The sequence below is a fragment of the Actinophytocola sp. genome (assembly GCF_036378875.1).
Taxonomy (GTDB): Bacteria; Actinomycetota; Actinomycetes; order Mycobacteriales; family Pseudonocardiaceae; genus Actinophytocola.
This window is the reverse complement of record NZ_DASUVO010000159.1, coordinates 18,507-44,616: the sequence shown is the minus strand read 5'-3', so window position 1 is coordinate 44,616 and position 26,110 is coordinate 18,507. Positions and strand designations below refer to the sequence as shown.

The 26,110-nt window shown below is 69.8% G+C and carries 22 protein-coding genes; 11 read left to right on the top strand and 11 right to left on the bottom strand.

Annotation, left to right across the window (positions count from 1 at the left end; translation table 11 throughout):
- Positions 1 to 45 precede the first annotated feature (45 nt).
- Together VF106_RS44220 and VF106_RS44215 are read left to right on the top strand one after the other, a co-directional pair.
- A complete protein-coding gene (locus VF106_RS44220; protein WP_330846046.1) occupies positions 46 to 567 on the top strand; it encodes a TIGR03086 family metal-binding protein in 522 nt (173 codons plus the stop codon).
- On the top strand, positions 564 to 1,346 hold the full coding sequence (locus VF106_RS44215) for an alpha/beta fold hydrolase (RefSeq protein WP_330846045.1): 783 nt from the start codon (positions 564 to 566) through the stop codon (positions 1,344 to 1,346). The genes VF106_RS44220 and VF106_RS44215 overlap by 4 nt, the downstream gene beginning before the upstream one ends.
- Here VF106_RS44215 and VF106_RS44210 read toward each other — a convergent pair.
- From VF106_RS44210 to ybaK, 3 genes are read right to left on the bottom strand one after another with little or no spacing between them, the layout of a single operon-like run.
- Positions 1,329 to 2,594, bottom strand: coding sequence for a cryptochrome/photolyase family protein (locus VF106_RS44210; protein WP_330846044.1), 1,266 nt, complete (start codon positions 2,592 to 2,594; stop codon positions 1,329 to 1,331). The genes VF106_RS44215 and VF106_RS44210 overlap by 18 nt on opposite strands.
- Positions 2,591 to 2,944: a hypothetical protein gene (locus VF106_RS44205; RefSeq protein WP_330846043.1), complete on the bottom strand. Its 354-nt coding sequence runs from the start codon at positions 2,942 to 2,944 to the stop codon at positions 2,591 to 2,593. The genes VF106_RS44210 and VF106_RS44205 overlap by 4 nt, the downstream gene beginning before the upstream one ends.
- Positions 2,941 to 3,429 (bottom strand): Cys-tRNA(Pro) deacylase, encoded by a 489-nt coding sequence (gene ybaK, locus VF106_RS44200; protein WP_330846042.1) that lies wholly within the window; start codon positions 3,427 to 3,429, stop codon positions 2,941 to 2,943. Before ybaK ends, VF106_RS44205 begins: the two co-directional genes overlap by 4 nt.
- 31 nt (positions 3,430 to 3,460) lie before the next feature.
- On the opposite strand from ybaK, the gene VF106_RS44195 reads away from it, so the two are divergent.
- From VF106_RS44195 to VF106_RS44170, 6 genes are all read left to right on the top strand, one after another.
- The gene (locus tag VF106_RS44195; RefSeq protein ID WP_330846041.1) at positions 3,461 to 3,778 is read left to right on the top strand and encodes a YciI family protein; all 318 of its coding nucleotides are present in this window, start codon (positions 3,461 to 3,463) and stop codon (positions 3,776 to 3,778) included.
- Between the two features lie 67 nt (positions 3,779 to 3,845).
- Positions 3,846 to 4,595: an alpha/beta fold hydrolase gene (locus tag VF106_RS44190; protein ID WP_330846040.1), complete on the top strand. Its 750-nt coding sequence runs from the start codon at positions 3,846 to 3,848 to the stop codon at positions 4,593 to 4,595.
- Positions 4,596 to 4,805: 210 nt separating this feature from the next.
- Complete coding sequence (locus VF106_RS44185) at positions 4,806 to 5,399, top strand: ArsR/SmtB family transcription factor (RefSeq protein WP_330846039.1); 594 nt, start codon at positions 4,806 to 4,808, stop codon at positions 5,397 to 5,399.
- The gene (locus tag VF106_RS44180) at positions 5,389 to 6,105 is read left to right on the top strand and encodes an SRPBCC family protein (protein ID WP_330846038.1); all 717 of its coding nucleotides are present in this window, start codon (positions 5,389 to 5,391) and stop codon (positions 6,103 to 6,105) included. Before VF106_RS44185 ends, VF106_RS44180 begins: the two co-directional genes overlap by 11 nt.
- Positions 6,102 to 6,893, top strand: coding sequence for an alpha/beta fold hydrolase (locus VF106_RS44175; RefSeq protein ID WP_330846037.1), 792 nt, complete (start codon positions 6,102 to 6,104; stop codon positions 6,891 to 6,893). The genes VF106_RS44180 and VF106_RS44175 overlap by 4 nt, the downstream gene beginning before the upstream one ends.
- A 124-nt stretch (positions 6,894 to 7,017) precedes the next feature.
- Complete coding sequence (locus tag VF106_RS44170) at positions 7,018 to 7,191, top strand: hypothetical protein (protein ID WP_330846036.1); 174 nt, start codon at positions 7,018 to 7,020, stop codon at positions 7,189 to 7,191.
- A 64-nt stretch (positions 7,192 to 7,255) separates the two neighbouring features.
- Here VF106_RS44170 and VF106_RS44165 read toward each other — a convergent pair whose 3' ends face one another.
- Entirely contained in the window at positions 7,256 to 9,976 is a 2,721-nt protein-coding gene (locus tag VF106_RS44165; protein WP_330846035.1) for an alpha-amylase family glycosyl hydrolase, read from the bottom strand.
- Positions 9,977 to 10,067: 91 nt separating this feature from the next.
- On the opposite strand from VF106_RS44165, the gene VF106_RS44160 reads away from it, so the two are divergent.
- On the top strand, positions 10,068 to 11,093 hold the full coding sequence (locus VF106_RS44160) for an LLM class flavin-dependent oxidoreductase (RefSeq protein WP_330846034.1): 1,026 nt from the start codon (positions 10,068 to 10,070) through the stop codon (positions 11,091 to 11,093).
- 328 nt (positions 11,094 to 11,421) lie between these two features.
- A complete protein-coding gene (locus VF106_RS44155) occupies positions 11,422 to 11,829 on the top strand; it encodes a winged helix-turn-helix transcriptional regulator (RefSeq protein WP_330846033.1) in 408 nt (135 codons plus the stop codon).
- Here the strand turns inward: VF106_RS44155 and VF106_RS44150 are convergent.
- Complete coding sequence (locus VF106_RS44150) at positions 11,826 to 13,013, bottom strand: GGDEF domain-containing protein (protein WP_330846032.1); 1,188 nt, start codon at positions 13,011 to 13,013, stop codon at positions 11,826 to 11,828. The genes VF106_RS44155 and VF106_RS44150 overlap by 4 nt on opposite strands.
- A 629-nt stretch (positions 13,014 to 13,642) precedes the next feature.
- Here VF106_RS44150 and VF106_RS44145 point away from each other — a divergent pair.
- Positions 13,643 to 14,560 (top strand): SDR family oxidoreductase, encoded by a 918-nt coding sequence (locus tag VF106_RS44145; RefSeq protein ID WP_330846031.1) that lies wholly within the window; start codon positions 13,643 to 13,645, stop codon positions 14,558 to 14,560.
- Between the two features lie 87 nt (positions 14,561 to 14,647).
- Here the strand turns inward: VF106_RS44145 and VF106_RS44140 are convergent, their stop codons facing one another.
- Genes VF106_RS44140 through VF106_RS44115 form a run of 6 tightly spaced genes read right to left on the bottom strand, consistent with a single transcriptional unit; the run spans position 14,648 to position 26,108 of the window.
- Entirely contained in the window at positions 14,648 to 15,661 is a 1,014-nt protein-coding gene (locus VF106_RS44140; RefSeq protein ID WP_330846030.1) for a helix-turn-helix transcriptional regulator, read from the bottom strand.
- A gap of 1 nt (position 15,662) precedes the next feature.
- Positions 15,663 to 16,664: a methyltransferase gene (locus tag VF106_RS44135; RefSeq protein ID WP_330846029.1), complete on the bottom strand. Its 1,002-nt coding sequence runs from the start codon at positions 16,662 to 16,664 to the stop codon at positions 15,663 to 15,665.
- Entirely contained in the window at positions 16,645 to 20,991 is a 4,347-nt protein-coding gene (locus VF106_RS44130) for a non-ribosomal peptide synthetase (RefSeq protein WP_330846028.1), read from the bottom strand. Before VF106_RS44130 ends, VF106_RS44135 begins: the two co-directional genes overlap by 20 nt.
- On the bottom strand, positions 20,984 to 22,276 hold the full coding sequence (locus VF106_RS44125; protein WP_330846027.1) for an MFS transporter: 1,293 nt from the start codon (positions 22,274 to 22,276) through the stop codon (positions 20,984 to 20,986). The genes VF106_RS44130 and VF106_RS44125 overlap by 8 nt, the downstream gene beginning before the upstream one ends.
- Positions 22,276 to 25,434 (bottom strand): non-ribosomal peptide synthetase, encoded by a 3,159-nt coding sequence (locus tag VF106_RS44120; protein WP_330846026.1) that lies wholly within the window; start codon positions 25,432 to 25,434, stop codon positions 22,276 to 22,278. The genes VF106_RS44125 and VF106_RS44120 overlap by 1 nt, the downstream gene beginning before the upstream one ends.
- The gene (locus tag VF106_RS44115; RefSeq protein ID WP_330846025.1) at positions 25,431 to 26,108 is read right to left on the bottom strand and encodes a DUF6875 domain-containing protein; all 678 of its coding nucleotides are present in this window, start codon (positions 26,106 to 26,108) and stop codon (positions 25,431 to 25,433) included. Before VF106_RS44115 ends, VF106_RS44120 begins: the two co-directional genes overlap by 4 nt.
- Positions 26,109 to 26,110 lie beyond the last annotated feature (2 nt).

Genomic DNA, 26,110 nt, shown 5'->3' with positions numbered 1-26,110 from the left:
TCCCCGTTCGTCGGTGGGCCACAAGACGGATCGAGGAGGTTTCCCGTGGAGCTGTTGGCGAAGGCTTACGACGCGACCGAGACTGTGCTGGTGAAGGTGACCGACTGGGACGCGCCGAGCCCGTGTGCCGAATGGACCGTCCGGGAGGTGGCGAACCACCTGGTCGCGGCCCTGCGCGTGTTCGCGGCGGCGGCCGACGGTGGCGACGACGTGATGGACGGTGACCACCTGGGCACCGACCCGGCGGGTGCGTTCCGCGCCGCCGCCGACCGGTGCCTGACGTTGTTCAGCCGCCCTGAGGTGCTGGCGGCCGAGCACCCGTTCCCGTTCGGCCCGACGCCTGGCCGGGTGATCGCGCAGATCAGCCTGTCGGAGACGTTGGTGCACGGGTGGGACATCGCGCGTGGCGCGGGAGTGCCGTACTCACCGGCGCCGGAGGTCGTGGCCGACGTGCTGTCTCGCTCGGGTGGCCCGGCGCCGGAAGGTGCGTTCGCACCACCGGTCCCCGCACCGGCCGGCGCGTCGCCGTTCACCGTGCTGCTGGCCAGGTTGGGGAGGGTGGCGTGATCTCGACGTTCGGTTCGCCCTCGGCGCCGGCCGTGCTGCTGATCGCCGGCATCGGTTCCACAATGGACTGGTGGGAGCCCGGGTTCTGCCGCTTGCTCGAAGGCCGGCACGTCATCCGCTACGACCACCGGGACACGGGCGACGCGCCGAGCTATCCACCCGGTCGACCCGGCTACACGGGTGACGACCTGGTGACCGACGCGGCGGCGGTGCTCGACGAGGTGGGAGTCGCTGCGGCACACGTCGTGGGGATCTCCATGGGTGGTGCGCTGGCACAGCTGCTGACGCTGAACCACCCGGACCGGGTGCTGTCGCTGACGGCCATGTCGACGACCGCTGGGCCGGGGGATCCCGATCTGCCGGGCCCGTCGTCGCTGGTGGACGTGCCGGAACCGGACTGGGCCGACGATGCCGCGGTGGTGTCGTACCTCGTCGAGAGCCAGCGCGCGGTGGCCGAGGGCCCGTTCGACGAGGCGGAGGTTCGCGCGGTGGCCACGATCGCCGTGTCCCGCACGAAGAACCACGAGTCGAGCCAGAAGAACCACCTCGCGGCAGCGGGTTCCGGCTCGTGGCGGCACCGGCTCGGCGAGATCACGGTGCCGGTGCTGGTGATCCACGGCGACCAGGACCCGCTCTTTCCCTTGCCGCACGGGGAAGCGCTGGCGCGGGAGATTCCCGGCGCGCGGCTGGTCGTGCTGCCCGACACCGGGCACGAGTTCCCGCGCCGCAACTGGCCGCTCGTGGTTCCGGAGATCCTGACGCTAACCTCGGGCGGCTAGGAACCGCGCGCGACCCTCGGCCAGGTCCACAATGGGCGGTGGGTAGCCACGTGTGGCGGGCGGCCGCCGCACGTCATCCACAGTGGACAGCTCGGGGACGTGACGCCGGACGTACTCGCCGTCCGGGTCGAAGCGTTCCGCCTGCCGCAACGGGTTGAGGACCCGGTTCGGGCGGGTGTCGGTGCCAGTGCCCGCCACCCACTGCCAGTTCAGGGAGTTGTTGGCGACGTCGCCGTCCAGCAGGTGCTTCGCGAAGTGCGCCGCGCCCGCCCGCCAGTCCAGGTACAGCGTCTTGGTCAGGAACGAGGCCACGATCATCCGTGCGCGGTTGTGCATCCAACCCTCGGCGAGCAGCTGTCGCATGCCCGCGTCCACGATCGGGATGCCGGTCTCGCCGGCGCACCACGCGGCCAGCGCGTGGTCGTCGTCGAGCCAGCGGTCGCCGCGTGACCAGTAGTCCTCGTGTGCCGCGTCCGGGCGCGCGGCCAGCACCTGGTGGTGGAAGTCCCGCCACGCGAGTTGGCGGACGAACTCCGGCGACCTCTCCTCCGCCCGCCGCGCCAGCTCCAGCGCCGACACGCAACCCAGGTGCAGGTACGGCGACAGTCTGGACGTGCCGTCGACGGCCAGCAGGTCGCGGGTGTCCGCATAGGACTTGGCGGAGTTGCGCAGCCAGGACGTCATCCGGGCACGTCCGGCCGTCTCGCCGCCCTTCGCGGGCGGCACCGTGCCTGCCCGGATCCTGGGAAGCGACAGGCGTTTCGGCGTGCTCACCGGGCGGCGCCACTCGTGGTCGGCCCACCGCCGGTGATAGGCGCTGAACACGGCGAAGTGGTCCTTGCCGGGTGGGGTGAGCGCGCCGGGCGGCACCACCGTGTGCACGTCGTCGTGCACGACCAGTTGGCAGGAGAGCGCCGACCGCAACGCCTTCTCCCGAGCCTGCGCGTAGGACGACACATCGGCGGCGATGTGCACGCGTGCCGCCGACACGTCCGCCGCCACCCGGCTGATCTCCGTGACAGGATCGCCGTTCCGCACCACGAGCCGGCCGCCGAGCCCGCGCAGCGAGGTGTCCAGATCGGACAGTGCAGCGTCGAGGACCCGCGTGCGGATGGCCGAGGCCGCCGTGACCCGGTCGTCGCGCACGAACAGCGGCACCACGTGCTCGGCGCCGCGAACCGCGCCGGCGAGCATCGGGTTGTCCCGCACTCGCAGGTCGCGGGTGAACACGGCGACCGTCGTCGTCATCGTCGTCGGGTGGACAGCGCCGACAACGCGCACAGCAGGCCCCAACCGCCCGCCACCGCGAGGATTTTCTTCCGCTCCGGCCGCCCGGCCAGTGCGCGGTTGAGCACGACGGCGTCCCCGGCGTCCGACGCGACCCGCACCCCGATGGCGACACGCATCGCCTTGCGCGACGGGGCCACCACCATCGCGACCCCGGAGGCGAGATCGCGGACGGCCAGCGTGCGGACGACCGCGTCCAGGTGCTGGTCGCCGGTCGGCATCCCGGACGGTTTCAGCAACAGGGCCGGCTTCACGAAGATGGCCGCGCCGTACGCGGCGGTCGCCAGGCCGAGCAGGCGTGGGAGCTTCACGAGTGTCCTCCAGCTGCGATGGGTGCCACGGTGGCCTGTGCGAGTTTGACCAGGTCAGCTGGGGCGACCTCGATCTCGAGGCCCCGCCTTCCCGCACTGCAGAAGATCGTGTCGAAGCCGGTCGCGGAGCTGTCGATGACCACCGGCAAACGTTTGCGGTGACCCAGTGGGGAGATCCCGCCGGCCACGTAACCCGTCGCACGCTCGGCCGCCGTCACGTCCGCCATCTTGGCCTTCTTGCCGCCGGCCGCCGCGGCGAGCGCCTTGAGGTCGAGCTGCCCGGCGACCGGCACGACCCCGATCGTGAGGTTCCCGTCCACCTCGGCGACCAGCGTTTTGAACACCCGCTCGGCCGGCAGTCCGAGCACCTCGCTGGCCTCGGTCCCGTAGGACGTCGACCGGGGGTCGTGTGCGTACTCGTGCACCTGGTGGGCCACCTTCTGCTTGACCAGCAACGCGGTGGCCGGCGTTCCCTTACCCGCCATGCCGAAAACCTATCGGGGCACAATCGCGGCCATGAAGTACCTGCTCCTGCTGTGTGCCGACGAGACGACACCGCTGGTGGACATTTCGGACGAATGCGTGGCGTGGACCGCCGGGCTGGGTGACGGGTTCGTCACCACCGTGGGCCTGCACCCACCGAACTCGGCGACCACGGTCCGCGTCCGCGACGGCGACGTCCTGTTCACCGACGGCCCGTTCGCCGAGACGAAGGAACAGATGGGCGGCCTGACCGTGATCGAGTGTTCCTCGGCGGCGGAGGCACGCGAGATCGCCGCCACCCACCCGTGGGCGCGGTACGGGATGATCGAGATCCGCCAGATCCTGACGTGAGCTGTCGATCCGGTGAGTGGCCGTTCGTCGGTGCGGCGAACAACCACTCCTGGAAGGTAGCTCACCCATGGTCACCTCCAAGGACGGCACGATGCTCGCCGTCGACCGGGTCGGCACGGGCCCTGCCGTGGTCTGCGTCGGCGGCGCGCTGAACGACCGGCGCTCGACGGGCTGGGTGGCGGCCCACCTGACCGGGTTCACGACGTACTCGTACGACCGCCGGGGCCGCGGCGACAGCGGTGACACTCCGCCCTACGCGGTCGAACGGGAGATCGAGGACCTGGCCGCGGTCATCGAGGAAGCCGGCGGCGAAGCCATGGTCTACGGCATGTCGTCCGGCGCCGTGCTGGCACTGCGGGCCGCGCTGGCCGGTGTGCCGATCACCCGCCTGGCGCTGTACGAACCGCCCCTGAACGCGCCGGCCACCCCACCGAACCACGCGGACCGCCTGGCCGCGGCCATCGACGCCGGCCACCCGGGCGAGGCACTCGAACTGTTCCTCATCGAGGCGGTCGGCGTCCCACCGGAGCACGTGGCCGGCATCAGGCAGGCCCCGATCTGGCCGGCGATGGAAGCACTGGCCCCCACCCTCCGCTACGACAACGCCGTCATGGCCGACGGCCAGCTCCCGGCGGTGTCCGCCCTGACCATCCCGGTCACCGTCCTGACCGGCGGCGCAAGCCCGACCTGGATGCGAGAGGCAGGCCGCACCCTGGCGAAAACCCTCCCGAACGGCACACACGAGGAACTCCCAGACCAAACCCACGACGTGGACCCACAAACCCTGGCCCGGGCCCTAAGACAAGCCTTCGCCTAACAACGCGCGAGTCGCGCGTTCAGCCCCGGCGAGTTGCGTTTTCGTGTACGCACCCCGCGCTCGCCGTGTACCCGAAACCGCAACTCAGGGTGGCCGAACGCGTAACTCGCAGGGGCCGAGAGCGCGACTCGCGGGGGCCGGAAGCGAGACTCGCGTGCCGACAAAAAGTTTTGTCTTGACAAGTTGTGTTGTCGGTGTCAGGGTTGAGGCATGTTCGACATTGCGGTGATCGAGGACGCGGCGGCTGCTGAGGTGTCGCTTGATCCGACTCGGGTGCGGTTGCTTGCCGCGTTGGCGGAGCCGGGGTCGGCGGCCTCCTTGGCGGGGCGGGTCGGGTTGCCGCGGCAGAAGGTCAACTACCACCTGCGGGCGCTGGAGAAGCACGGGCTCGTGGAGCTTGTCGAGGAGCGGCGCAAGGGGAACATGACCGAGCGTGTCCTGCGCGCGACGGCCTCCTCGTACGTCATCTCGCCGCTCGCGATGGCCGCCGTCGCGCCTGACCCGAGTCGGGCGCCGGACCGGTTGAGTGCCCGCTGGCTGCTGGCGCTGGCCGCGCGGCTCGTCAAGGACGTCGGGACGCTCATCTCCGGCGCGGACAAGGCCAACAAGAAGGTCGCGACCTTCGCGGTCGAGGGGGAGGTCCGGTTCGCCAACGCCGCGGACCGGGCCGCCTTCGCCGAGGAGCTGGCCACCGCGGTGACCACGCTCATCGGCAAGTACCACGACGAGAAGGCCGAGGGAGGCCGCTCGCACCGGCTCGTCCTCGCCGTTCACCCGAGCAAGGAGACCGGCGATGGGGCATGAGTTCGAGGGCGTCGAGGAACTGCGGGTCGACGCCACCCCGGAACAGGTGTGGGACGCCATCGCGACCGGCCCTGGCATCGACTCCTGGTTCATGGGCCGCAACGAGGTCGACCCAGGCAACGTCGTGCGGACCGCGTTCGGCGGCTACACCCCGGAGCACACGATCTCCGCATGGGAGCCAGGCAAGCGTCTCGCGTACGGCTCGGAGGGCGAGGACGGCCGGTCCATCGGCTACGAGTTCCTCATCGAGGGCCGTGGCCAGGGCAGCACGGTCCTGCGTGTGGTGGCCGCCGGCTTCCTGCCGGGCGACGACTGGGCGGACGAGTACGACGCCATGCTCAAGGGCAACGCCCTGTTCTTCCACACCCTGGCCACCTACCTCGACCACTTCGCCGGCCGCGTCGCCACCCCGGTCACCGCGTTCGGCCCGATGATCACCGACTGGTCACGCACCAGGGCGAAGCTGATGACCGCGATCGGCCGGCGTGGCGATGAGGTCCGGTTCACGCCGGCCGGCCTGGCCCTGGTCGACGGCACCGTCTACTTCGAGAACGAGGACACGATCGGCATCCGGACGGAGAACGCGATCTACCGCTTCCTCAGGGGTTTCCGCGGTCCGGTGATGGCGTGCCACCACGTGTTCGACAGCACCGACGACACCGAGCGGGCCTGGGTGGCCTGGCTGAACACGGAGGACCTGACATGAACACCGTTGTTTCCGCGGACGGCACGAGGATCGCCTACGAGGTGTCCGGTGACGGTCCGCCGCTGATCATCGTCGACGGCGCGATGTGCTCCCGGGCGTCCGGTCCCGCTCGCCCGCTCGCCGCGGAGCTGGCCACCGACTTCACCGTGTACGCCTACGACCGGCGCGGCCGGGGCGACTCGCCCAACGCCGAGTTCACGCCCGAACGCGAGATCGAGGACATCGCCACCCTCGTCAAGGAGGCCGGCGGGGCCGCGTACCTGTTCGGGTCGTCGTCCGGCGCGATGCTGGCTCTGGAAGCGGCCAACGAGGGCGTGGGCGCCACCAAGCTCGCGATGTACGAACCGCCGATCATCACCGACGACCAGCACGCGCCGGCTCCCGAGTCCGCCCTGGACGACATGCGCGACCTGATCGCCCATGACCGGCGCGGTGACGCGGTGGCGACGTTCATGCGGTCCGTCGACGTGCCCGGTTTCGTCGTCGCGATCATGCGCCTGCTGCCGATGTGGAAGAAGCTGAAGGGCGTCGCGCACACGCTGCCCAACGACCTCATGCTGGTGGAAGGGCTGCGGCAGGGCAGGCCGCTGCCCACCGACCGCTGGACGTCCGCGACGATGCCCACGCTGGTCGGCAACGGCGGCAAGAGCCCGGCCTACCTGCGCAACAGCGCGGCGGCCATGGCCAGGGTGCTGCCCAACGCCACCCACACGACGCTGCCCGGCCAGACGCACCTCGTGAAGGCCAAGGCGCTGGCCCCGGTACTGAGGGACTTCTTCCTTACCTAAGGTCCTCAGGCCATCCCTTACCCGCCGGGTAAGGGGTGGTCGTGCGCGATCGTCCGATGCCCGGATGCCCACCTCAGGACGAGTCTTTCGGATATCAGCAGGAAGACCGGACGAGGAGATCGAAATGAACTGGACACCTGAGGTTCTGCGGGCGGAGATGGACTACCGGGTCGAGCGCGCCGTCGGCGATCCGGGCACGACGCTCGAGCACCTGCGTGGCGCACAGCAAGCGCACCAGTCCTGGTGGCGGCGATACCGCGCCAACCACTCCGAGACGAGGAGCACCAAGGCGGCCTGAGCCCGGTCTCTTCGTCCGTAGGGGTGAAAAGGGCCCGCGACCATCCCGGTCGCGGGCCCTTTCCTCATGGCTGGCTCGGGTAGACCGTCGGATCACCCTGCTTGATCCACACCGTCGGGGTGTCGATCGGGCGGAACAAGCGGTCGCCGCCCGGTTCACGTGTTTCCGGGACCTGGTCGCCGCTGGGCAGGTGCATGATGAAGTTCACCGGCTTGGTGTCGTCGACCAGCGGGATCTCGTACACCGCCCAGCCGTTCTCGATCCTGGTCGGCGGCCATGGCTTGTCCCACGCGATCTGCGCCAGCACGGCGGGGTCGACCGCGTCGCCCCACATGTGCAGTCCCCACTGGTCGTAGTCGCCTGCCGGGCGGAAGTAGCGCAGTTCCGCGGTCTCGAGGGGCGGCCCGGCATACCGGACCGTCCTGACCTCCGACCGCGCGCCGCCCAGTGAGGCCCGGTACGCCACCGCGGTTCCCGGCGCCAGGTTCAACGCGCCCAGGTCGTCGAACACCGTGTAGGCCGGCGAGGTGTCGTCCCGTCCGACGACCGTCCACGGACCGCCCGCGACGCTCCGCTCGAACGTCACCACGTGCGACGGCCTCTCCGGATCGGCCGTCGCGCGGACCTCGACCACGCCGCGCACGCCGCCGCCCTCGACCGGGGCCTCGATCGTCAGCCGTGGCGCGGGCACGCGGCCCCGCACGGTGTTGCTCGTCCGCGTGTGGTTTCCGTTGTCCAGCACCACGGCCCGGTACTCGACCGAGGTGCCCGGGTCCAGGTTGGACGCGTCGTGGAACACCCGGTAGGGAGCGTTGTCGTCGGTGCCGATCGGCCGCCACCGACCGCCCGCGACACGTGCCTCGAACGTCACCTCGTACAGCGACGAGCCCTGCACGGTGGCCGCGACCTCCACCCGGCCCTGCGCCGCCGGCGCCGGCGCGGACAGGGAGATCGCCGGCGCACTGGACGAGCGCGGGATCCGTCCGTCGAGCGCGTAGACCACAGTGGACAGTGGAGGCACGGTCAGGGTCAGCTTCCCGTCCCGCGCCGAGGAAACCCGCGCGGGCCCGGACCCGTAGACCCGACTGTACGGACGACCGTTTGTATAGGTTGGCACCGCGGCGGTCACCGGCGTCTCGCTGTTGTTCAGCGCCACCACGTACTCGCGCTGCTGCGACCGGTCGACCCGGGAGAACGCGTACACCCCGGCCGACGAGGCGGACAGCCGGCTCTGCTGCACTCCGTCACGCAGTGCGGGATGCCGCTTGGCCACCGCCGCCAGCGACGAGATCGTCTGGTACAGCGGGTGTCGCTGGTCGAAGTTCGCGACCGCGTGCGTCGACGTGGTGCCGAGCAGGTCGTCGTCCAGGTACTCCGGCACCCGCGAGGCGAACAGGGTCTGCCGCGCGTCCTGGTCGCCGCCTGGCCCGGTGAAGCCCTGCTCGTCGCCGTAGTAGATCACCGGGTTGCCGCGGGAGAAGTACATGAGCTCGTGGCCGAGCTGGTCGCGTTTCACCCACTCCGCGTCGCCCGCGCCGGGATTGTCCGCCACGACCATGCCGCCGAACCGGCCCATGTCGTGGTTGCCGAGGAATGTCGGCAGTTCGTACACATTGGAGTCGGCGTCGGTGTACCAGTCGTCGTCGGCGAAGAACGAGTCCAGCGCGTCGGTTCTGCCGCTGCCGGACGCGAACTGCCGTGCCGCGGCCTGGAACGGGAAGTCCAGCACGGACTGCATGCGGTCGGTCGTCGTGAAGTGCGACGTGTAGCTCTTCGTCGTGTCGAAGACCTCGCCGAACATGAAGAACTCGCGTTTGCCGTGCTGTTGCGCGAACTTCAGGACCTTCGGCCCGAACTTCTGCCAGAACTCGTCGTTGACGTGCTTCATCGTGTCGATGCGGAAGCCGTCGATGCCGAAGTCGGCGATCCACCGCTGGTAGATGTCGATCATCCCGTCGACCACGCGCGGGTTCTCGGTGAACAGGTCGTCGAGGCCGAAGAAGTCGCCGTACTGAGAGTTCTCGCCGACGAACGTCGTGTCGCCCCGGTTGTGGTACAGCGTCACGTCGTTCAGCCAGGCCGGCACCTTCAGGTTCTGCTCCGCCGGGTCGAGCACCGGCGTGTACGGGAACGACGTGGCCGCGTCGAGTGCCGGGAACGTCGAGCCGCCGGCGTAGTCCCGGTCGTCGAATACGACCCCGCCTGTGGTGTACGGCGCCACGTCCTTGGACGTGTAGGCCTTGCGTGCCCCTTCCGTGTACCCGATGACGTCCGCTGTGTGGTTGGTGATGATGTCGAAGTAGACCTTCATCCCGCGCCGGTGCGCGTCCTCGATCAGCGCCGCCAGCTCGTCGTTCGTGCCGAGGTGCGGGTCGATCTGCGTGAAGTCGGTGATCCAGTACCCGTGGTAGCCGGCCGACGGGCCGTCCTCCAGCTGCACCGGCTTGTTCTTGAAGCTCGGCGTCAGCCAGATGGAGGTCGTGCCGAGGCCCTGGATGTAGTCGAGCCGGTTCCGCAGGCCTGTGAGGTCACCGCCGTTGTAGAAACCCTTGCGTGTCGGGTCGAACCCGGAGACGAGCGGGTCGTCCGCCAGCCCGCCGCGGTCGTTGCCGGTGTCGCCGTTGTCGAACCGGTCCGCCATCACGAAGTAGAAGTTCTCGTCGGTGACCGGCCCGCGTAGCGAGTGCAGGGCCTCCGGTCCGCGCTCCGCGGCGGCCGGCGGCGCGACCAGTCCGACGGCGAGTAACGGGACCAGGAGCGCGACAACGGCGCGGCGTAGTGACATCAGCGAGCCCTCCATTGGGTGCGGGTGGCGCGGAGACCATAACCGTGGGGCGCGCGGGAAGAAACCACCATTCGAACGGGTTGGCCGGGATGTGACACCGGTACCGCTCTCCGTCCTCGAACTGGCCCCCGCCGCCCGCGACGCCACGGCCACCGACGCGCTCAACAACACGACCGAGCTGGCCAAACGGGTGGAGGAGCTGGGTTTTCGGCGCATCTGGGTCGCCGAGCACCACAACATGCCGTCCATCGCCAGCTCGTCGCCCGCGGTGCTGATCGCCCACCTGGCGGCGTCGACGTCGACCATCCGGGTGGGGTCCGGTGGGGTCATGTTGCCCAACCACGCGCCACTCGTGGTTGCCGAGCAGTTCGGCACGCTGGAGGCCTTGCACCCCGGCCGCATCGACCTGGGCGTCGGCCGCGCGCCGGGCACCGACCAGCGGACCGCGTTGGCACTGCGCCGCACGACGGCCGGCCTGTCCGCCGAGGGCTTCCCACAGGAGCTCCGCGACCTCATCGGGTACTTCCAGGGCGACAACGACCTGATCGACGCGGTCCCGGCCAAGGGCAACGAGCCGGACATCTGGCTGCTGGGGTCGAGCGGGTTCTCCGCGCAGCTCGCCGGGATGCTGGGGCTGCCGTTCTCGTTCGCGCACCACTTCAGCTCGGCCAACACGGTGCCGGCGCTGGAGCTGTACCGGGCGCACTTCAAGCCGTCCCAGTGGCTGTCCGAGCCGTACGCGAAGGTGGCGGTGAACGTGGTCTGCGCGGACACAGACGAGCGGGCGCACTGGTTGGCCGGGCCGTCGGCGCTCGCGTTCCTGAAGCTGCGGACCGGTGGCCGGCCAGAGGCCCTCGTGCCGCCCGAGGAGGCGGCCGCCTACCCGTACAGCGACCTGGAGCGCGCGTTCGTCGAGGACCGTTGGCGCGACCAGGCCGTCGGCTCCCCGGAGACGGTCACCCGGCAGCTCACCGACCTGCTCGCCAAGACGGGCGCCGACGAGCTGATGCTGACGACGATGGTCTACGACCTTGCCGACCGTGTGCGCTCGTTCGAGTTGGTCACGGAGAAGGTCGCGCCCTTGCTCACCCGTCAAGTGGACGGAACCCGTCCATGAGAGAGGCCGCCTGAGGGGCGGCTCAGGCGGCCATGAGCAGGCCGGCGGTGGCGTTGACAAACGTGGATGAGGATGGTCACCCACGGCTCGGATTGTCAGCGCCACCGCCGTCCCGGCTCCCCGACCCGCAGCCGAAGTGCCGCGGTCCCCCCTTTCGTACAGGCAGGCACTCGGCACACTGCAAGGTGCGTAGCTGTCCGACTTGCGAGTGTGCCGCCGCGACCTGGGAATTCTGGGAACGGCATTCACTCCTTCGGCCTAGGCGGACCAGTGGGATACGGAACGTCGCCGATCCGGCACACTGGAGATCCGCACGGGTGGGAGAACGATGAGTGACGCGAGCTTGCCGTACCGGCACGGCATTCACGAAGCCATGGGCGTGTTGTCCGGGCAGTGGGTGACGGCCGTCCTGGCATCGCTCACGGCCCGACCCATGACCTACTCAAAGTTGCTCGCCGACATCAACAACACTGAAGAGCGGCTCGGATGGGTTACCCACGAGCGCCCGCTACGACAGAAGGTGCTCACCGACACGCTGCACCGCATGCAGCGCGACGGGCTGGTCGTGAAGATCGAACGGCCCAGCCGGTTCGGGTCGACCTGGTACCAGCTGACCCCGATGGGCCGCTCGCTGCTGCGGGCACTGCTCCCGCTGGCCAAGTGGGCCGAGGACCACCGGACGGACCTGGCCGAGGCACGTGCCGCGCACCAGGCCGCCCAGGAAGCACGCAGCTAGTTCAGGTCGCCGATCGCGGCGACGATGGTCTGGACCTGGTTGCGGCCGGAGTCCTTGGCGACGAACAACGCGTCGTCCGCGGCGAACAGCACGTCCTGCAGCTCCGGCCCGAACTCCGGGTACAGCGCGATGCCGATCGACACGGACAGCCCGTCGACGACCGTGCTGTCCACGGGCACCCGCAGCTGCCGCACCTGCACCCGGATGCGCTCGGCGATCTCCCGCAGCGTCTCCTTCGTGACCTCGGGACAGAGGACCACGAACTCCTCGCCACCCCAGCGCCCCACCACGTCGTAGCGACCGGCCGAGGACGACAGCACGTCGGCGACCGCCTGTAGCACGCGGTCGCCGACGGTATGGCCATGCGCGTCGTTCACCTGTTTGAAGTGGTCGAGGTCGATCATCATCACGCCGACGCTCGTGCCGTCCCGCGCCGCACGCTGGATCTCGGCGGACGCCAGGTTCGTCCAGGCCGTCGCGTTGGTGAGCCCGGTCTTCTGGTCGGTCGACGCGGCCTCCTCCAGCTGCCGCATCAGCACGCTGCGGTGCAGCACCAGCACCGCCGGGACGATCATCACCGCCCACGCCGGGCTGAAGCTGAGCAGCAGCGCCGTGATGGCGCCCAACCCCAGGGTGCCGTACTCGAGCGCGGACTCCTTGGCGGTGCCGAGCGCGCGGCGGGTGTTCCACTCACGCTCGTGCAGCGTGATCGCGCACGCGACCAGGCCGGAGTTCGTCGCCGAGTACGCCACGAGCGCCACCGCGACCGCGAACACCGCGCCGGGGGTACGCCAGTCCGAGATGTCGGCCGGCGCGAGGACATGCCGGATGTTCCAGGCGACGAACGCGGCGAGGGTGACCGTCGAGGCCGTGAACACCAACCGGTAGGGGTGCACGCTGCGTACTCGGTACCAGCTGCGCCAGAACAGGTGCAGGTAGAGCACGACGATCACGATGGGAGTGAGCGCAGGCGGCAGCACCAGGGCCGCGGAGAACGTCCACACCGAGGTGAGGTTGACGTGCGGGGTGTCCGTGAACCGGCGCCGCACCCGCTCCACGTGGCGGGTCGCCTCGCCCATCCCGACGCCGAGACAGGTGATGATGAGAAGGGTCGTCCACGCCCCGGAGTCGATGTCGTCCCGGGTCGAGAACACCCCGGTCAAGGCGATTGCGACGGACTCCACGAACAGGATGAACGCCAGCACTCGCTTCGACTCGCCCCACAGCGCCCAGCGTCGTGGCGCCCTGGACCGCTCCTGGGTCGACGTGGATGCTGGTCGCGCCGGTCGGGCCAGAACGACCTGATCAGCACCCCTATTGCCGTGCTCGGCGGCAGTTCCCGCGGGAGGAGGTGCCTCTGATGATGAACCGCGACTGGTGAGCCCCTCCTCCTGGCCAGCGTCCGCGGTGATCTGGCCAGCCATGTCGTTCCTGGCGGCAGTCCCTGCGGGAGGAGGTGCCTGTGATGATGAACCGCGACTGGTGATCTCTCCGTTGTCGGGCTCGCGCCCGCCCGGTTTGCGGGGCCGGGCGCGACGCCACGACGTGCCGAAGAGCTCGGTGAACACCACGCCGGCAACACCTCCGGTTGCGACCGCGAGGACAGGGATGATCGCGTCGGCGACCCCGTCTGCCCCCAACACCAACGACAGGCCGCACGAAAGACGCACGACCCGCCGCTACGACCCTAGATCGAACTCACAGAGGGAACGCGGTCACGTCGGTTGTCTACCCGATTGGCCGATCTGGTAACCAAGGGTAACGCGTAGAACCTTGTCAGCAGTTGTCATGTTTGTCCGGCACGGTAGGCGTCATGGACGAACTCAAGGGCAAGGTAGCGTTGGTGGCGGGTGCGTCCCGGGCCGCTGGTCGTGCGATCGCGGTGGAACTGGGCCGGCTCGGCGCCACCGTCTACGCGACCGGCCGGACGACCCGCGCCCAACGGTCGGAGATGAACCGCCCGGAGACGATCGAGGACACGGCCGACCTCGTGACCGCGGCCGGCGGCACGGGAATCGCCGTCCAGGTCGACCACCTGGAACCCGACCAGGTGTCCGCACTGACCAAACGCATCGACGACGATCATGGCCGCCTGGACATCCTGGTCAACGACATCTGGGGTGGCGACGTCTACCTCAACAACTTCGGGCAGAAGCTGTGGGAGCACTCGCTGGAAGGTGGGCTCCGCATGCTGCGCCTCGGCATCGACACCCATGCCATCACCAGCCACTTCGCGCTGCCGCTGCTGATCCGCCGCCCAGGCGGCCTGGTCATCGAGATGACCGACGGCACCGCCGAGTACAACGCCAACTACCGGGCCGACGTCGGGTTCTTCTACGACCTGGTGAAGGTGTCGGTGCAGCGGATGGCGCTGGCACAGTCGGAAGAGTTGCGCCAACACGGCGGCACCGCGGTGGCACTGACCCCGGGCTGGCTCCGCTCGGAGGCGATGCTGGAGATCTACGGCGTGACGGAGTCGAACTGGCGCGACGCCACGGCGAAGGTGCCGCACTTCGTGATCTCGGAGTCCCCGACCTTCGTCGGCCGCGCGGCAGCCGCACTGGCCGCGGACCCGGACGTGTCCCGATGGAACGGCAAGTGCCTGTCATCGGGCCAACTGGCCAAGGTCTACGACTTCACCGACCTGGACGGCAGCCGCCCGGACGCGTGGCGCTACATAGAAGAGGTGGAGAGCAAGGACAAACCAGCGGACGCAACGGGCTACCGCTGACCCGCGCGTGTCCAACGTTCCGAACCCGCGAGTCCAACCAACTGGACCCGTGAGTTCAACAAATCGCGCATCATCGATTTGTTGAACTCAGGCGTCTGGTTCGTTGGACACGCGGGTCTGGGGTGTTGGACACGCGGGGTCGGGGGCGTTGCGGGCGGCTATTGCCAGCGCCAGCTCGGCCAGCATGGACCGTAGTTCCACCGGGGCCACCACCTCCACGCCCGGCCCCAGCGACAGCAGTTGGGTGGTGGCCACCGGGAGGCTTTCGACCTCCAGCGTGACCGACCGCCACCCGGCATCGTCCGGTGGGCCCGCTGTCGCGATGGCCGTGGCCGCCGCGTCCTCGTCCGTGACGGTTCGTAGCAGCTTCAGCGCCTGCCGGCTCAGCCGTAGCCGCACGGTCTCCCGCAGCAGGGATCGTTCGAACTGGGTCGACGCCTCCGCCCACCAGGACGACAGCACGAAGTCCGGCCGCGTGAACGGCTCACCCAGCGTGGCCGACACGATCCGGGACACCCGATAGGTTCGAATGTCCGACGACACGCGTGCGATCAGGTACCAGACACCCGCCTTCACGACCAGGCCAAGCGGCTCGAGCGAACGCGTCACGACGGCCCCACCGCGCTGGTACTCCACGACCAGCCGGCGCGTCGACGCCACCGCGTCGGCGACCACCGTCAGCTGCGGTGACGACTCCACCTGCTGGAACCAGCCCGGCGCGTCCAGGTAGAACCGTTCCGCGATCCGCGACGCGTACTCCCGCAGCTCGACGGGCAGCCCGGCCAGCACCTTCGCCCGTGCGGCGGTCAGCGAAGCGCCCAACCCGAGCTGTGCGAGCAGTGACGGCACCTCGATCGCGAAGATCGCCGCCGCCTCCCGGCCGGTCAGTCCGTCCAGCCGCGTGCGCCACCCCTCCAACAGGCGGATGCCGCCCGACCGGCCCTGCTCCGTCCACAGTGGGACGCCGGCAGCGAGCAGCGCCTCGACGTCCCGGTACACCGTCCGTTCGGACACCTCGAGTGCCGCCGCCAGTTCGGCGGCGGTCGCCCGTTGTCGCTGTTGCAACAGGAACAGCAACGCCACCAGTCGTTCGGCCCGCACCTCACCGATTCTGCCGCACCGCCGTGATCAGGTACTGCGTCGGTGACTTCCGGAGCCGGGTGATCGTCGGCTGGTCGAACGCCGTGAGCCACGACGTGATCTCGTCGATCGCGTACACCTCGCCGTTCTGCCCGTGAAAGAGGTTGAGGCTGAACGTACGCAGGAACGCCACGTCCGCCGGCCCAGGCGCGTCCCGTCCGTGTTCGAGGATCGCGACCACACCACCCGGCGCCAGCGCGTCGGCGACCCGGGCCAGCAGCGCCTGGTTGCCCGACGCGGGGTGGCCGTGCAGCACGTTGAACAGCAACACCACGTCGTAGCCGGTGCCGAGGTCGTCCCGCAGGTAGTCGCCCGGCCGCATCGTCACCCGAGGTCCGCCGGCGCCGAGCGCGGACGGGTAGTCCAGCACGGTCGCCGTCAGCGACGGGTGCAGTGAGCACAGGGCGGTCGAGTACCGGCCGTGTCCGCCGCCGAGGTCCAGCAGGCGCGCGGGTCTCGGCGGCACCGGGATGAGTGGAGCCATCTCGGTCGCCAGCATCTGCGCGTGGCTGTCCAACATGGACTGGAAACGCCTGGACGTCTCCGGCCGTGCGGCCAGCCAGGCGTAGAAGTCCACCGACGGCTTGCCGGTCCGCACGGACTCCTCGATGCCGTCCCACATCTCGAACATCACCTGCTGCCAGAACAGCTCGACCGTCGCGTACGGCGAGTCGACCAGCCACTTCGACGACAGCGGTGTCAGCGCGTACAGCCCGGCGGACTCGGTCAGGTAGCCGAAGCCCACCAACGCGTCGGTCAGGATCCGCAGCCCACGCTCGTCCGCGCCCACCGTGGCCGCCAGGGACACAATGGACAGAGCGTCCTGCTGTAGGGCCCGGAACACCCCGAGTCGCATGGCCGCCGCCGCGCACCGGTACGCCGCCGTGCCCAGCATGTCCACAAAGGATGACGGGGCCTCGTTGTTCGCGAACACGGCCGAGTCGTCACCCAACTCGATCGGCATCGGCGGTCACCTCCTCCGCACGTGCGGGCAGCACTCCGCTGTCCGCCAGGAACTCGATGTGCCGGCGCATCATCGCCGCGTCCGCCGGCGGGAACTCGACGCCGGCCTCCCGAGCCGCGGCCCACGTCGCCGAGCAGTCGAACACCGGGTGCGGGCGGCGCCACGTCGGCAGCCCGTATGCCAGCGGGCCGAACGAACTGGTCGGCGCGGCGAGCATCGCCTGCCGCCACTGTTCGTACGGCAGCGCCGCCACCGGATAGCCCATCTCGGACAGCGTCGCGCCGAGATCCGCGTACCGGTAGCCGTCCGCCCGGTAGAAGTGGAAGTCCCGCCCGGTGTGCCGCGTGGAGATGCCGACGATCGCGGCGGCCAGCAGGTCCACCGGCAGCATGTCGATCACGTCGGAGGTCTCGGGCACCGAGCCGTGGTGCGCGCACGTGGCGACCTGGCGGCTCAGGTACGAGTCGGTCTTCGCGGTGCCCGTCCGGACGTCGCCGACGATCGCGGCGATCCGGTAGATCGAGATCGGCAGGCCGCGATCCCGGGCGTTGACGCCCATGGTGTCGGCGACCCACTTCGTCGTGTGGTAGCCGGTGTCCAAACCGGACGGATCGAGGGCGCGGTCGTACTCGGTGATCAGCTGCTCGTCGTACGCCTTGCCAAGGAACACACCCAGCGTCGACATCAGGTGCAGTGGCTTGGTGCGCTTGCGGACCGCGAGCCGCAGTATCTCGACCGTGCTCTCCACGTGTGGTGGCATCAGCCACCGGTAGGTGAGCACGAAGTTCATCACCACGCCGTTGTGGTAGATCGCGTCCATCGAGTCGGCGAGCAGCTCGTAGTCCGATATGGACAGCCCGAGCCGGGGGAGCGCGATGTCACCGATGATCGGCACGATCCTGGCGAGGTCGTGTTCGGGCACGGAGAGCTTGGCCCGCCGCAGGTTCGCGAGCAGCCTGGCCTTCGCGACCGCGACGGACTCGGCCCGCACCAGGCAGTACACGTCCGCATCGGTACGGGCGAGCAGCTCGGCCAGCAGGTGCGCACCGAGGAACCCGGTCGCGCCGGTCAGCAGCACCCGCTTCGCCGGACCCTCGACGACCGGGCCGCCAGGCACGATGTCCGCCGGCGGTTCGGCGTCGCGACGCATCTGCTCGATCGACGGGATGCCCTGCGTGTAGTTCCGCGCGAACGACTCGTCGCTGACCTGTGCCTGCTCGACGACCTCGGCCAGCTCGGCGAGGTCGTTGGTGGCGAACAACGCACGCAGTGGCAACGTCACGCCGAGCAACGCACGCAGCTTCGCGAGCACCGCCGCCGCGACGAGCGAGTGCCCGCCGAGTGCGAAGAAGCTGCTGTGTCGCCCCACCGCGGACGTGCCGAGCACTTCGGCCCAGATCTCGGCGAGCGCCAGCTCGACCGGGGTACGCGGAGGCTCGTACGGTGCCGCCGACCCGGCCGGCGCCGGCAGCGCAGCCGAGTCGAGTTTTCCGTTGCGGGACAACGGCAGCGCGTCGAGCACCACGAACGCGGTCGGCAACATGTAGTCGGGCAGCCGTTCCGCGCAGAACGCCCGCAGCTCCGCCGGGCCCGGCAAGGTGGATCCGGTGCGTGGCACGAGGTAGCCGACGAGCATCTCGTCCCGGACAGCCGCCGCCACCTCGCCGGCCTGCGGGTGCGCGGCGAGCGCGGCACGCACCTCGGCCAGCTCGATCCGGTTGCCCCGCAGCTTGACCTGCTCGTCCGCGCGGCCGAGGAACTCCAGCGTGCCGTCCGACCGCAGCCGCGCGAGGTCGCCGGTCCGGTACATCCGGCCGCCGCCGAAGGGATCGGGCAGGAACGCCGCCGCGGTCGCGGCCGGCGACGACAGGTAGCCACGTGCCGGCGCCACCCCGCCGACGTACAGCTCACCCGGCACACCGACCGGCGCCGGCCGCAGTGTCGCGTCCAGCACGTAGGTACGCACGTTGGGCAGCGGCGAACCGATCGGCAACACGTTGTCCACTTCGGACCCGTCGATGGTCGAGTACGTGGTGGCGCACACCGTGGCCTCGGTCGGACCGTAGTGGTTGTGCAGCATGACCGTGCCGCCGGTCAGCCCGGCCCACTCCCGGACCGCGGTCGCGGGCACCGCCTCGCCGCCCACCATCATCACGCGCAGCGGGCTGTCCTGCGCCGCCCCCGGCAGTCCGGCCAGATCGTCGACCCACCGCAACCACAGGGCCGCCGCCGTGTCGACGGCGGCGATGCCGTGTTCCGCGCACAACCGCAGCAGCTCCGCGCCGCCGAGCGCGGCCGGCTCCGGGTGCAGCACCAGCGTCATGCCGGTCGCCAGCGCGGGGAAGACGTCGCCGACGGACGCGTCGAACGACAGTGGCGGCACCATGAGCAGCTTCTGCCCGGCCGTGAACCCGTGCCGCTCGACGAACGCCCGCGTCAGGTTCAGCAGCGACTCGTGCTGCACGCCAACACCCTTGGGCGTGCCGGTGGAGCCGGACGTGTACACGGCATAGGCGAGCAGGCCGGGATGCCGTGCCACAGCTGGTGGTTCGGCAGCCGTGGCCGATGTGTCCTCATCGGACAGGACGACCGTCGCGCCGCAGTCGTCGAGAATGGCCCGCAACCGCAGTTCCGGCCAGCCGGGGTCGAGCGGGACGTAGTAGCCGCCGGCCTTGAGAATGCCGAGCAGTCCGACGATGGCGTCCGGGCCGGCCTTGAGCCGCAGCCCCACCGGTGTCTCGGGCCCGACACCACGCTCACGCAACGACACCGCCAACGCGTTGGCCCGCTGGTCGAGTTCCCGGTACGTGACGGTGTCGCCGGCCACGGTCAACACGGCAGGCGCGTCGGGCGTCACCCGTGCCTGAGCCTCGATAAGGTCCACGACGCTGTCGACATCGGGATAGATCGTCTCGGTGTCGTTGAGCCGTGCCAGCAGGCTCCGGTCATCCTCTGCGGACAGATCCAGTGAGGTGACCGGTGCGGCCGGGTGGTCGACCATCGCCGTGAGCATCGCCACGAAGTGCTCGCCGAGCCGCGCGATCGTCTCCTGGTCGAACAGCTCGGCGCTGTAGTCCAGGTTCACGGGCCAGGCGCCGGCACGTTCCCGCACCTGCAGCGTCAGGTCGAACCGACTGGTGGCGCGCCCGACGTCGATTGGCGTCACGGTCAGGCCGGGCCAGTCGATCGAGCCACCGATCCGGTTCTGCACCAACATCACCTGGAACAGCGGGTGGTAGGACAGGTCCCGCCGCGGCGCGACAGCAGCCGCGACCTGGTCGAACGAGACGTCCGCGTTGCTGAGCGCGGCGGCCGCCACCTCCCGAGCCCTGGTCAGCAACCCGGCCACGGTTGGTGCGCCGGACAGATCCACGCGAAGGGCCGTCGGTGTCACGAACATGCCGACCACGCCTTGCGTCTGAGTCGGCCGTCGTGTGGTGGCGGAGCCGACCACGACGTCGGTCGAGCTGCTGTACCGGCCCAGTAGCAGCCCGAACGCGGCGAGCAGGCCGGCGAACGTGGTGCAGCCGTGTGCCCGGCACAGCTCGCTGAACCTCGCCGCCAGCTCCGCCGGCACGGTGAGCATGTGGCTCGCACCCGTAACCCCACGAGACGCTATACGCGGCCGGTCGGTCGGGAGGTTCAGTACGGGTGGCGCCCCGTCGAGGGACTCCTTCCAGTACGCGAGCTGCTCGTCGCGTGCCCCGGCGTCGAGCTGGCCCTCCTGCCAGCGCACGTAGTCCGCGAAGTGCAGCGGTAGCTCGGCGAGTTCCTCGCCGCCGTAGTAGGACACCAGATCCGCGAACACCTGGTTCATGGAGTCGTAGTCGCAGATGATGTGATGCGCGGTGAGCAGCATCACGTGCTCGCTGGGTGAGCGCCGAATGAGTAGTAGCCGCAGCAACGGCGCGCGAGTGAGGTCGAACGGCCGGTCCACGCCCTCGGCCAGCAGGCCGTCCGGCTCGCCGGGCTCCTCGACCAGGGTGAAGTAGTCCTCTTCGGACAGCTCGGCGAGCGGGGCGACCCGCTGCTCCGGCACGCCGTCCTTCTCGACGACGTAGGTGCGCAGAGCCTCGTGCCGGCCCAACACCTTTCGCAACGCCTGGCGCAGCGTCGGGATGTCGAGGTCACCCGTCAGCCGCACTGTCGACAGCATCGCGTAGGCGCCCTGGTCGAGGCCGATGCGCTCGGTGAACCAGAGCCCGCGTTGCGCGCCGGACAGCGGCACGGGCTCGTCGGGGGAGCGGCGGGGTATGCGTGGTTCCTCGGCCAACTCGATGCCCCGCTGGGCGAGGAGGCGGGCCAGTAACCGGTCCCGGTCAGTCACGAGCTGGTTCCTTTCTCGATTCCACGTCGGGTAGCTCGACGTCGATGCCGCGTAGCCGGGGCCGCGTGTACGCGTAGCCGGCGACGGCGAGCATGAGCACACCGACGACGAGGAAGATCAGTGCGACGCCGCGCCCGTCACCGGTGCCGATGACCGCGCCGACCGATCCGGCGAGCGGACCGCCGTCGGCCATCAGGGGCTCGAACACCCCGTCCGACAGCGGGCCGATCAGCAGGTACGCCACCGGGGTCGCGGCGGTCACGAGCATCCGCACGGCGCCGAGCACCCGTCCGAGGAACGCTGGGTCCACTTTGGTCTGTATGAGCGTCGTGCACGCCGTGTTCATCAACGGCAGCGTGAACAGGAAGCACGGTGCGGCCACGGCGATCAGCCACGGCGACGGGTAGAGGCTGTGCAGGACCAGGAAAAACCCGCCGAGCACGAGTCCCAGGTAGACACCGTCGACCCGGCGCCTCGGCCCGCCCCAGGCGGCCATCACGAGGCTGCCGACGAACAGACCGCTCCCGCCGGCGGCCATCAGCACACCGAGCGTCGCCGGGCTGGAGAACGACAGGATCAGCGGCTGGACCAGCCCGCCGGCGATGGCGAACAGGAAGTTGAAGGCGCAGAACACGACCACGAGGTTGACGAGCCCTGGCCTGCCACCCAGGTAACGAAGCCCGGCCATGAACCCGCTCGGCGCCTTGTCGCTGGGCGCCGGCTGGACGGCGTCCTCCGGAAGCCGCGTCACCGCGAGCGTGCCGACGGCCACCGCCATGGACACGAGGTCGACGACCAGCACGCCGCGCAGTCCGACCAGCTGGAGCAGTGCGCCAGCGACGAGCGGAGCCGCGATCTGCACGCCCTGCGTGATCTGCATGAGCCCGTTGACGCGCCCGAGGTGCTTCTTCGGCACGAGCGACGGCACGAGCGCGGTGTAGGCGATGAGGTGGAAGGAGTTGCAGGCCGACGACAGTGCCGTCGTGAGGTAGATCGGCCACACGCTCAGGGAATCGGTGACCACCAGCGTCAGCAGGATCGCCGTCGCCACGCCGGCGCCGAGGTCGGCGGCGAGCATGATCCGCTTGCGGTCCCACCGGTCGGTGATGACGCCCGCGACCGGGGACACGAGGATCCCCGGCACGGCCGCGCAGAACTGGATCAGCACGAACTGCGTGACCGACCCCGTCCCGAGGTACACCCACACCCCGATGACGAACGCGCTGAGCGCCGACCCGATGACGGAGACGAGCTGGCCGCCCCAGATGATCCCGAACGTCCGCATCACTCACCCAGCAGCTTTCGCACCTCGTCGTCCGACAGCGACGCGATCTCCAGTCGCAGCGCCGCGATCGTCGTGACCTGGTCGGGTTCGGTGTGCAGGTCGGTGAGCACGTCCGCGAGGCCGGCGACCGTCGGCATGGCGAACATCCGGTGGATGGGCACGTCGACCGCGAACGCGTCACGCACCCTGGCCAGCACTTTCGCCGCCAGCAGGGAGTGGCCGCCGATGCGGAAGAAGTCGTCGTGGACGCCGATCCTGGGCTTCGCCAGCACCTCCGACCAGATGCCCGCGAGCACCTCCTCGACCGGGTTGCGGGGTGCCACCCAGGTCACCGTGGACGTGAACTCCGGCGCCGGTAGGGCACGCCGGTCGACCTTGCCGTTGGGGGTCAACGGGAACTCGTCCAGTGACATGATCCGCGCCGGCATCATGTACTCCGGCAACCTCCGGCGCAGGACGTGCTCGTCCGCCGCGCCGATGACGTACGCCACGAGCCGGACGTCCTGTCCCACACCGAACGTGGTGACCACGGCAGCCCGAACGTCCTCACAGGACAGCAGCGCCATCTCGATCTCGCCGAGCTCGATGCGGAAACCCCGCACCTTCACCTGGTGATCGGCCCGCCCGAGGAACTCCAGCAACCCGTCGGGTCGGAAGCGGGCCAGGTCACCGGTCGCGTAGAGCCGCGCTCCCGGCTCGCCGAACGGGTCCGGCACGAACCTGGCCGCCGTCAACGCCGGCTGCCCGTGGTAGCCGCGTGTTACGCCGAGCCCGCCGATGTGCAGCTCGCCGACCACGCCGATGGGTACCGGCTCGCCGCGTGGATCCAGGACGTACAGGCGGGTGTTGGCGATGGGTGGTCCGATGTGGACCTGCTCGTCGGCGACGATGCCGGCCGCACTCCACACCGTGGTCTCGGTCGGTCCGTACGCGTTCCACACCACGCCGCCATCCGCCAGGAGGGTTGCGGCAAGGTCCGGCGGGAACGCCTCGCCGCCGCAGATCCGCACCTGCAGGGATGCCGGCACGCCTCCCGCGGTCTCCAGCAGCCGCCACGTCGCCGGGGTCGCCTGCATGACCGTCGCCCCCGAGTCGATCAGCTGGCGTCTCAGTGCGGGCCCGTCCGACGCGTCCGCGACGACGATCACCCGCGCGCCAGCGACCAGCGGCACGAGCAGCTCCAGCACCGAGATGTCGAACGAGAGCGTGGTCACCGCCGCCAACCGGTCCTCCGGCTCCAGCGCCAGGACGTCCACAAAGGACGACAGCATGTTGACCACCGCCCGGTGGGGCACCCCGACACCCTTGGGTCGGCCGGTCGAACCCGACGTGTAGATGAGGTAGGCGAGGTGTTCGCCGGTCACCCTGGCGGCATCGGCTGGTTCCCCGTCGTCGGTGGGCCGCACGATGGTGCCACTGAAGTCGTTGGTGAGCTGGTCGTCCCGGTTCGTCAGCAGCACCGGCGCGCCGGAGTCCGCCAGCATGTAGGCCAACCGGTCGGCCGGCCACGACGGGTCGAGCGGCACGTACGCGCCACCCGCCGCCCAGACCGCGAGCAACGCCACGACCATCGCGGTCGAACGATCGACGTAGAGGCCGACGGGCGTTTCCGGTCCCACCCCACAGTCCCGCAACCGGCCGGCGAGCCGCTCGACCGCGGAGCCAAGTTCGGCAAAGGTCAGAGTGCCGTCCGGCCCGGTCAACGCGATCTCGGTCGAGGTGAAGTCGATCAGGTCCAACGCCGTGGTCGCGTCCGGCAGGTCCGTGCCGGAGTCGTTGAAGCCGTGCACGATCTGCCACCGCTCGACCCCGGTCACCGCCGTCAGCGCGGACACCGGCCGGTGCGGGTCGGCCGCCGCGGCGGACAAGAACGCGACGAGGTTGTCGGTCAACCGCGCGATGGTGGCCGCGTCGAACAGGTCCGTGTTGTACTCGACCGACATCAACAGCCCGTCCCGCATGATCTCGACCGCGAGCGTGATGTCCACCTTGGACACGCCGGGATCCGGGAGTATTCCTTCGCAGGCGATGTTCGGCAGGTCGAGGTCCAGCCGGGGCACGTTCTGCAGGATCAGCTGCGCCTGTGACAGCGGCGCGTGGCCGAGACTGCGTTGGGGCTGCAGCGCCTCGACGAGCCGTTCGAACGGGACCTCCGCATTGGACAGTCCGCCGAGCGTGACGTCCTTGGCCTGCCGCACGAGCGCCGCGAACGTCGGGTCGCCGGTCACGGACAGCCGCAGCGGCAACGTGTTCACGAAGAACCCGATCATCCGCTCGACGTCGGTGTCCGTGCGGCCCGCCACCGGCGTGCCGACCACGACGTCGTCCTGCCCGGCCAAGCGGCTGAGCTGCGCGCCGAACGCGGCCAGCAACACCATGAACAACGTGCCGCCGCACTCCCGCGCCATCCGTTCCAGCGACGTGGTGAACTCGGTGTCGAGCCGGGTCGAGTGCAGCGCTCCCCGGTAGGTCTGGACTGCCGGCCGCGGTCGGTCCGTCGGCAGTGTCAGCAGCTCCGGCGCGCCAGCCAGGTGTGTCCGCCAGTACTCGAGCTGCTCACGCGCCGCGTCCGTGCGCTGCCGCTCCCGTTGCCACGTGGTGAAGTCCGGGTACTGCAGCGCGAGGTCCGGCAGCGACTCGGCCTGGTACAGCGTGGTCAGCTCGCGGAGCAGCACCGACAGCGACCACGCGTCGGAGATGATGTGATGCAGGTTCAGCACCAGCACGTGGTCGTCCGGCCCGACGACCCCGAGTGCGGCGCGGAACAGCGGCCCGGTGGTCAGGTCGAAACCGCGTCGTGCCTGCGCGTCGATGAACTCGGCCACGTCGGTGACCGTGATGACCTCGAACTCGGCAGTCCCGGTCGGGGCGACCACCTGTACGGGTTCACCGCCCTGGTCGGGAAAGGTGGTCCGCAGCGACGCGTGCCGTGCCACAATGGTGTCCAAACAGGACCGCAGTGTTGGGGCGTCCAGCGGGCCGCGCAGCCGGAACGCCATCGGAATGCTGTACACGGGCAGGCCCGGCGCGAACTTGTCCAGGAACCACAACCGCTGCTGGCCGAACGACAGCGGGTACGCCTTCGGTGTGGCGGAACGCCGGCGCAGCGCCTCGGCGAGTAGTTGGCGCTTCCGTCCCGGTGGCAGCTGGTCCGTCACGGCAACACCCTCCCCATTCGTGCGGTCGCCGCGCTGACCTGCGGCTGCAGGTGCGTTGGCACCCGGTCGCCGAACCGGTGGAGGTACGCGGCGACGTGGTCGTCGTCCAGTGACAGGAACGGGAAGTCGGTCGCCACCATGTGTCGGATCGCGAGCAGCGGCACCGGGCTGCGCAGCGGCCGGAACTTGGAGTTCCACAACCCCGCCTTGTCGGGCGGCCCGTCGTGGAACTCGCCGATCATGAGGCCGCGGGAGACGTAGGCCGGTTTCAGCATCCGCTGTGCGGCGTCGATGACCGGGTGCAGCTCCGGCCCGGCCAGGTCGGGGAACAGGATCAGGATGGTCTTGAACTGGGCGTTCGGCCCACCGGTGGGCGGCAGCTCGAGAAACCAGTCCCGGTAGTGTGCGACGGTGTTCGCGACCTGGCTCGCGTCGGCGGGCACTCCTTCGCACACGGCCATGTAGAAGGTGTTCCGCACGAGGGCCGACTCGGTGAACGGGCACACGTCGCCCTTGCGGCCCAGCTCGGGATGCGGCTGGCACAGGTATTTGTAGGCCCAGTCCACGATGGCACGTAACGGTTCTTCGGATAATCGCACGGCGTCCGGCAGCTCCCCGTCGAGGTCGCGTGGTTCGACGAGTGGGGGGATGTCGAGCGTCGGGTGGGTGAGCACGA

Bases quoted from the DNA above. Each gene is read 5' to 3' on its own strand.
- VF106_RS44210 (WP_330846044.1), bottom strand. From the start codon at position 2,594: ATGACGACGACGGTCGCCGTGTTCACCCGCGACCTGCGAGTGCGGGAC.
- ybaK (WP_330846042.1), bottom strand. From the start codon at position 3,429: ATGGCGGGTAAGGGAACGCCGGCCACCGCGTTGCTGGTCAAGCAGAAG.
- VF106_RS44195 (WP_330846041.1), top strand. From the start codon at position 3,461: ATGAAGTACCTGCTCCTGCTGTGTGCCGACGAGACGACACCGCTGGTG.
- VF106_RS44190 (WP_330846040.1), top strand. From the start codon at position 3,846: ATGGTCACCTCCAAGGACGGCACGATGCTCGCCGTCGACCGGGTCGGC.
- VF106_RS44185 (WP_330846039.1), top strand. From the start codon at position 4,806: ATGTTCGACATTGCGGTGATCGAGGACGCGGCGGCTGCTGAGGTGTCG.
- VF106_RS44180 (WP_330846038.1), top strand. From the start codon at position 5,389: ATGGGGCATGAGTTCGAGGGCGTCGAGGAACTGCGGGTCGACGCCACC.
- VF106_RS44175 (WP_330846037.1), top strand. From the start codon at position 6,102: ATGAACACCGTTGTTTCCGCGGACGGCACGAGGATCGCCTACGAGGTG.
- VF106_RS44170 (WP_330846036.1), top strand. From the start codon at position 7,018: ATGAACTGGACACCTGAGGTTCTGCGGGCGGAGATGGACTACCGGGTC.
- VF106_RS44165 (WP_330846035.1), bottom strand. From the start codon at position 9,976: ATGTCACTACGCCGCGCCGTTGTCGCGCTCCTGGTCCCGTTACTCGCC.
- VF106_RS44155 (WP_330846033.1), top strand. From the start codon at position 11,422: ATGAGTGACGCGAGCTTGCCGTACCGGCACGGCATTCACGAAGCCATG.
- VF106_RS44145 (WP_330846031.1), top strand. From the start codon at position 13,643: ATGGACGAACTCAAGGGCAAGGTAGCGTTGGTGGCGGGTGCGTCCCGG.
- VF106_RS44135 (WP_330846029.1), bottom strand. From the start codon at position 16,664: ATGCCGATCGAGTTGGGTGACGACTCGGCCGTGTTCGCGAACAACGAG.
- VF106_RS44125 (WP_330846027.1), bottom strand. From the start codon at position 22,276: ATGCGGACGTTCGGGATCATCTGGGGCGGCCAGCTCGTCTCCGTCATC.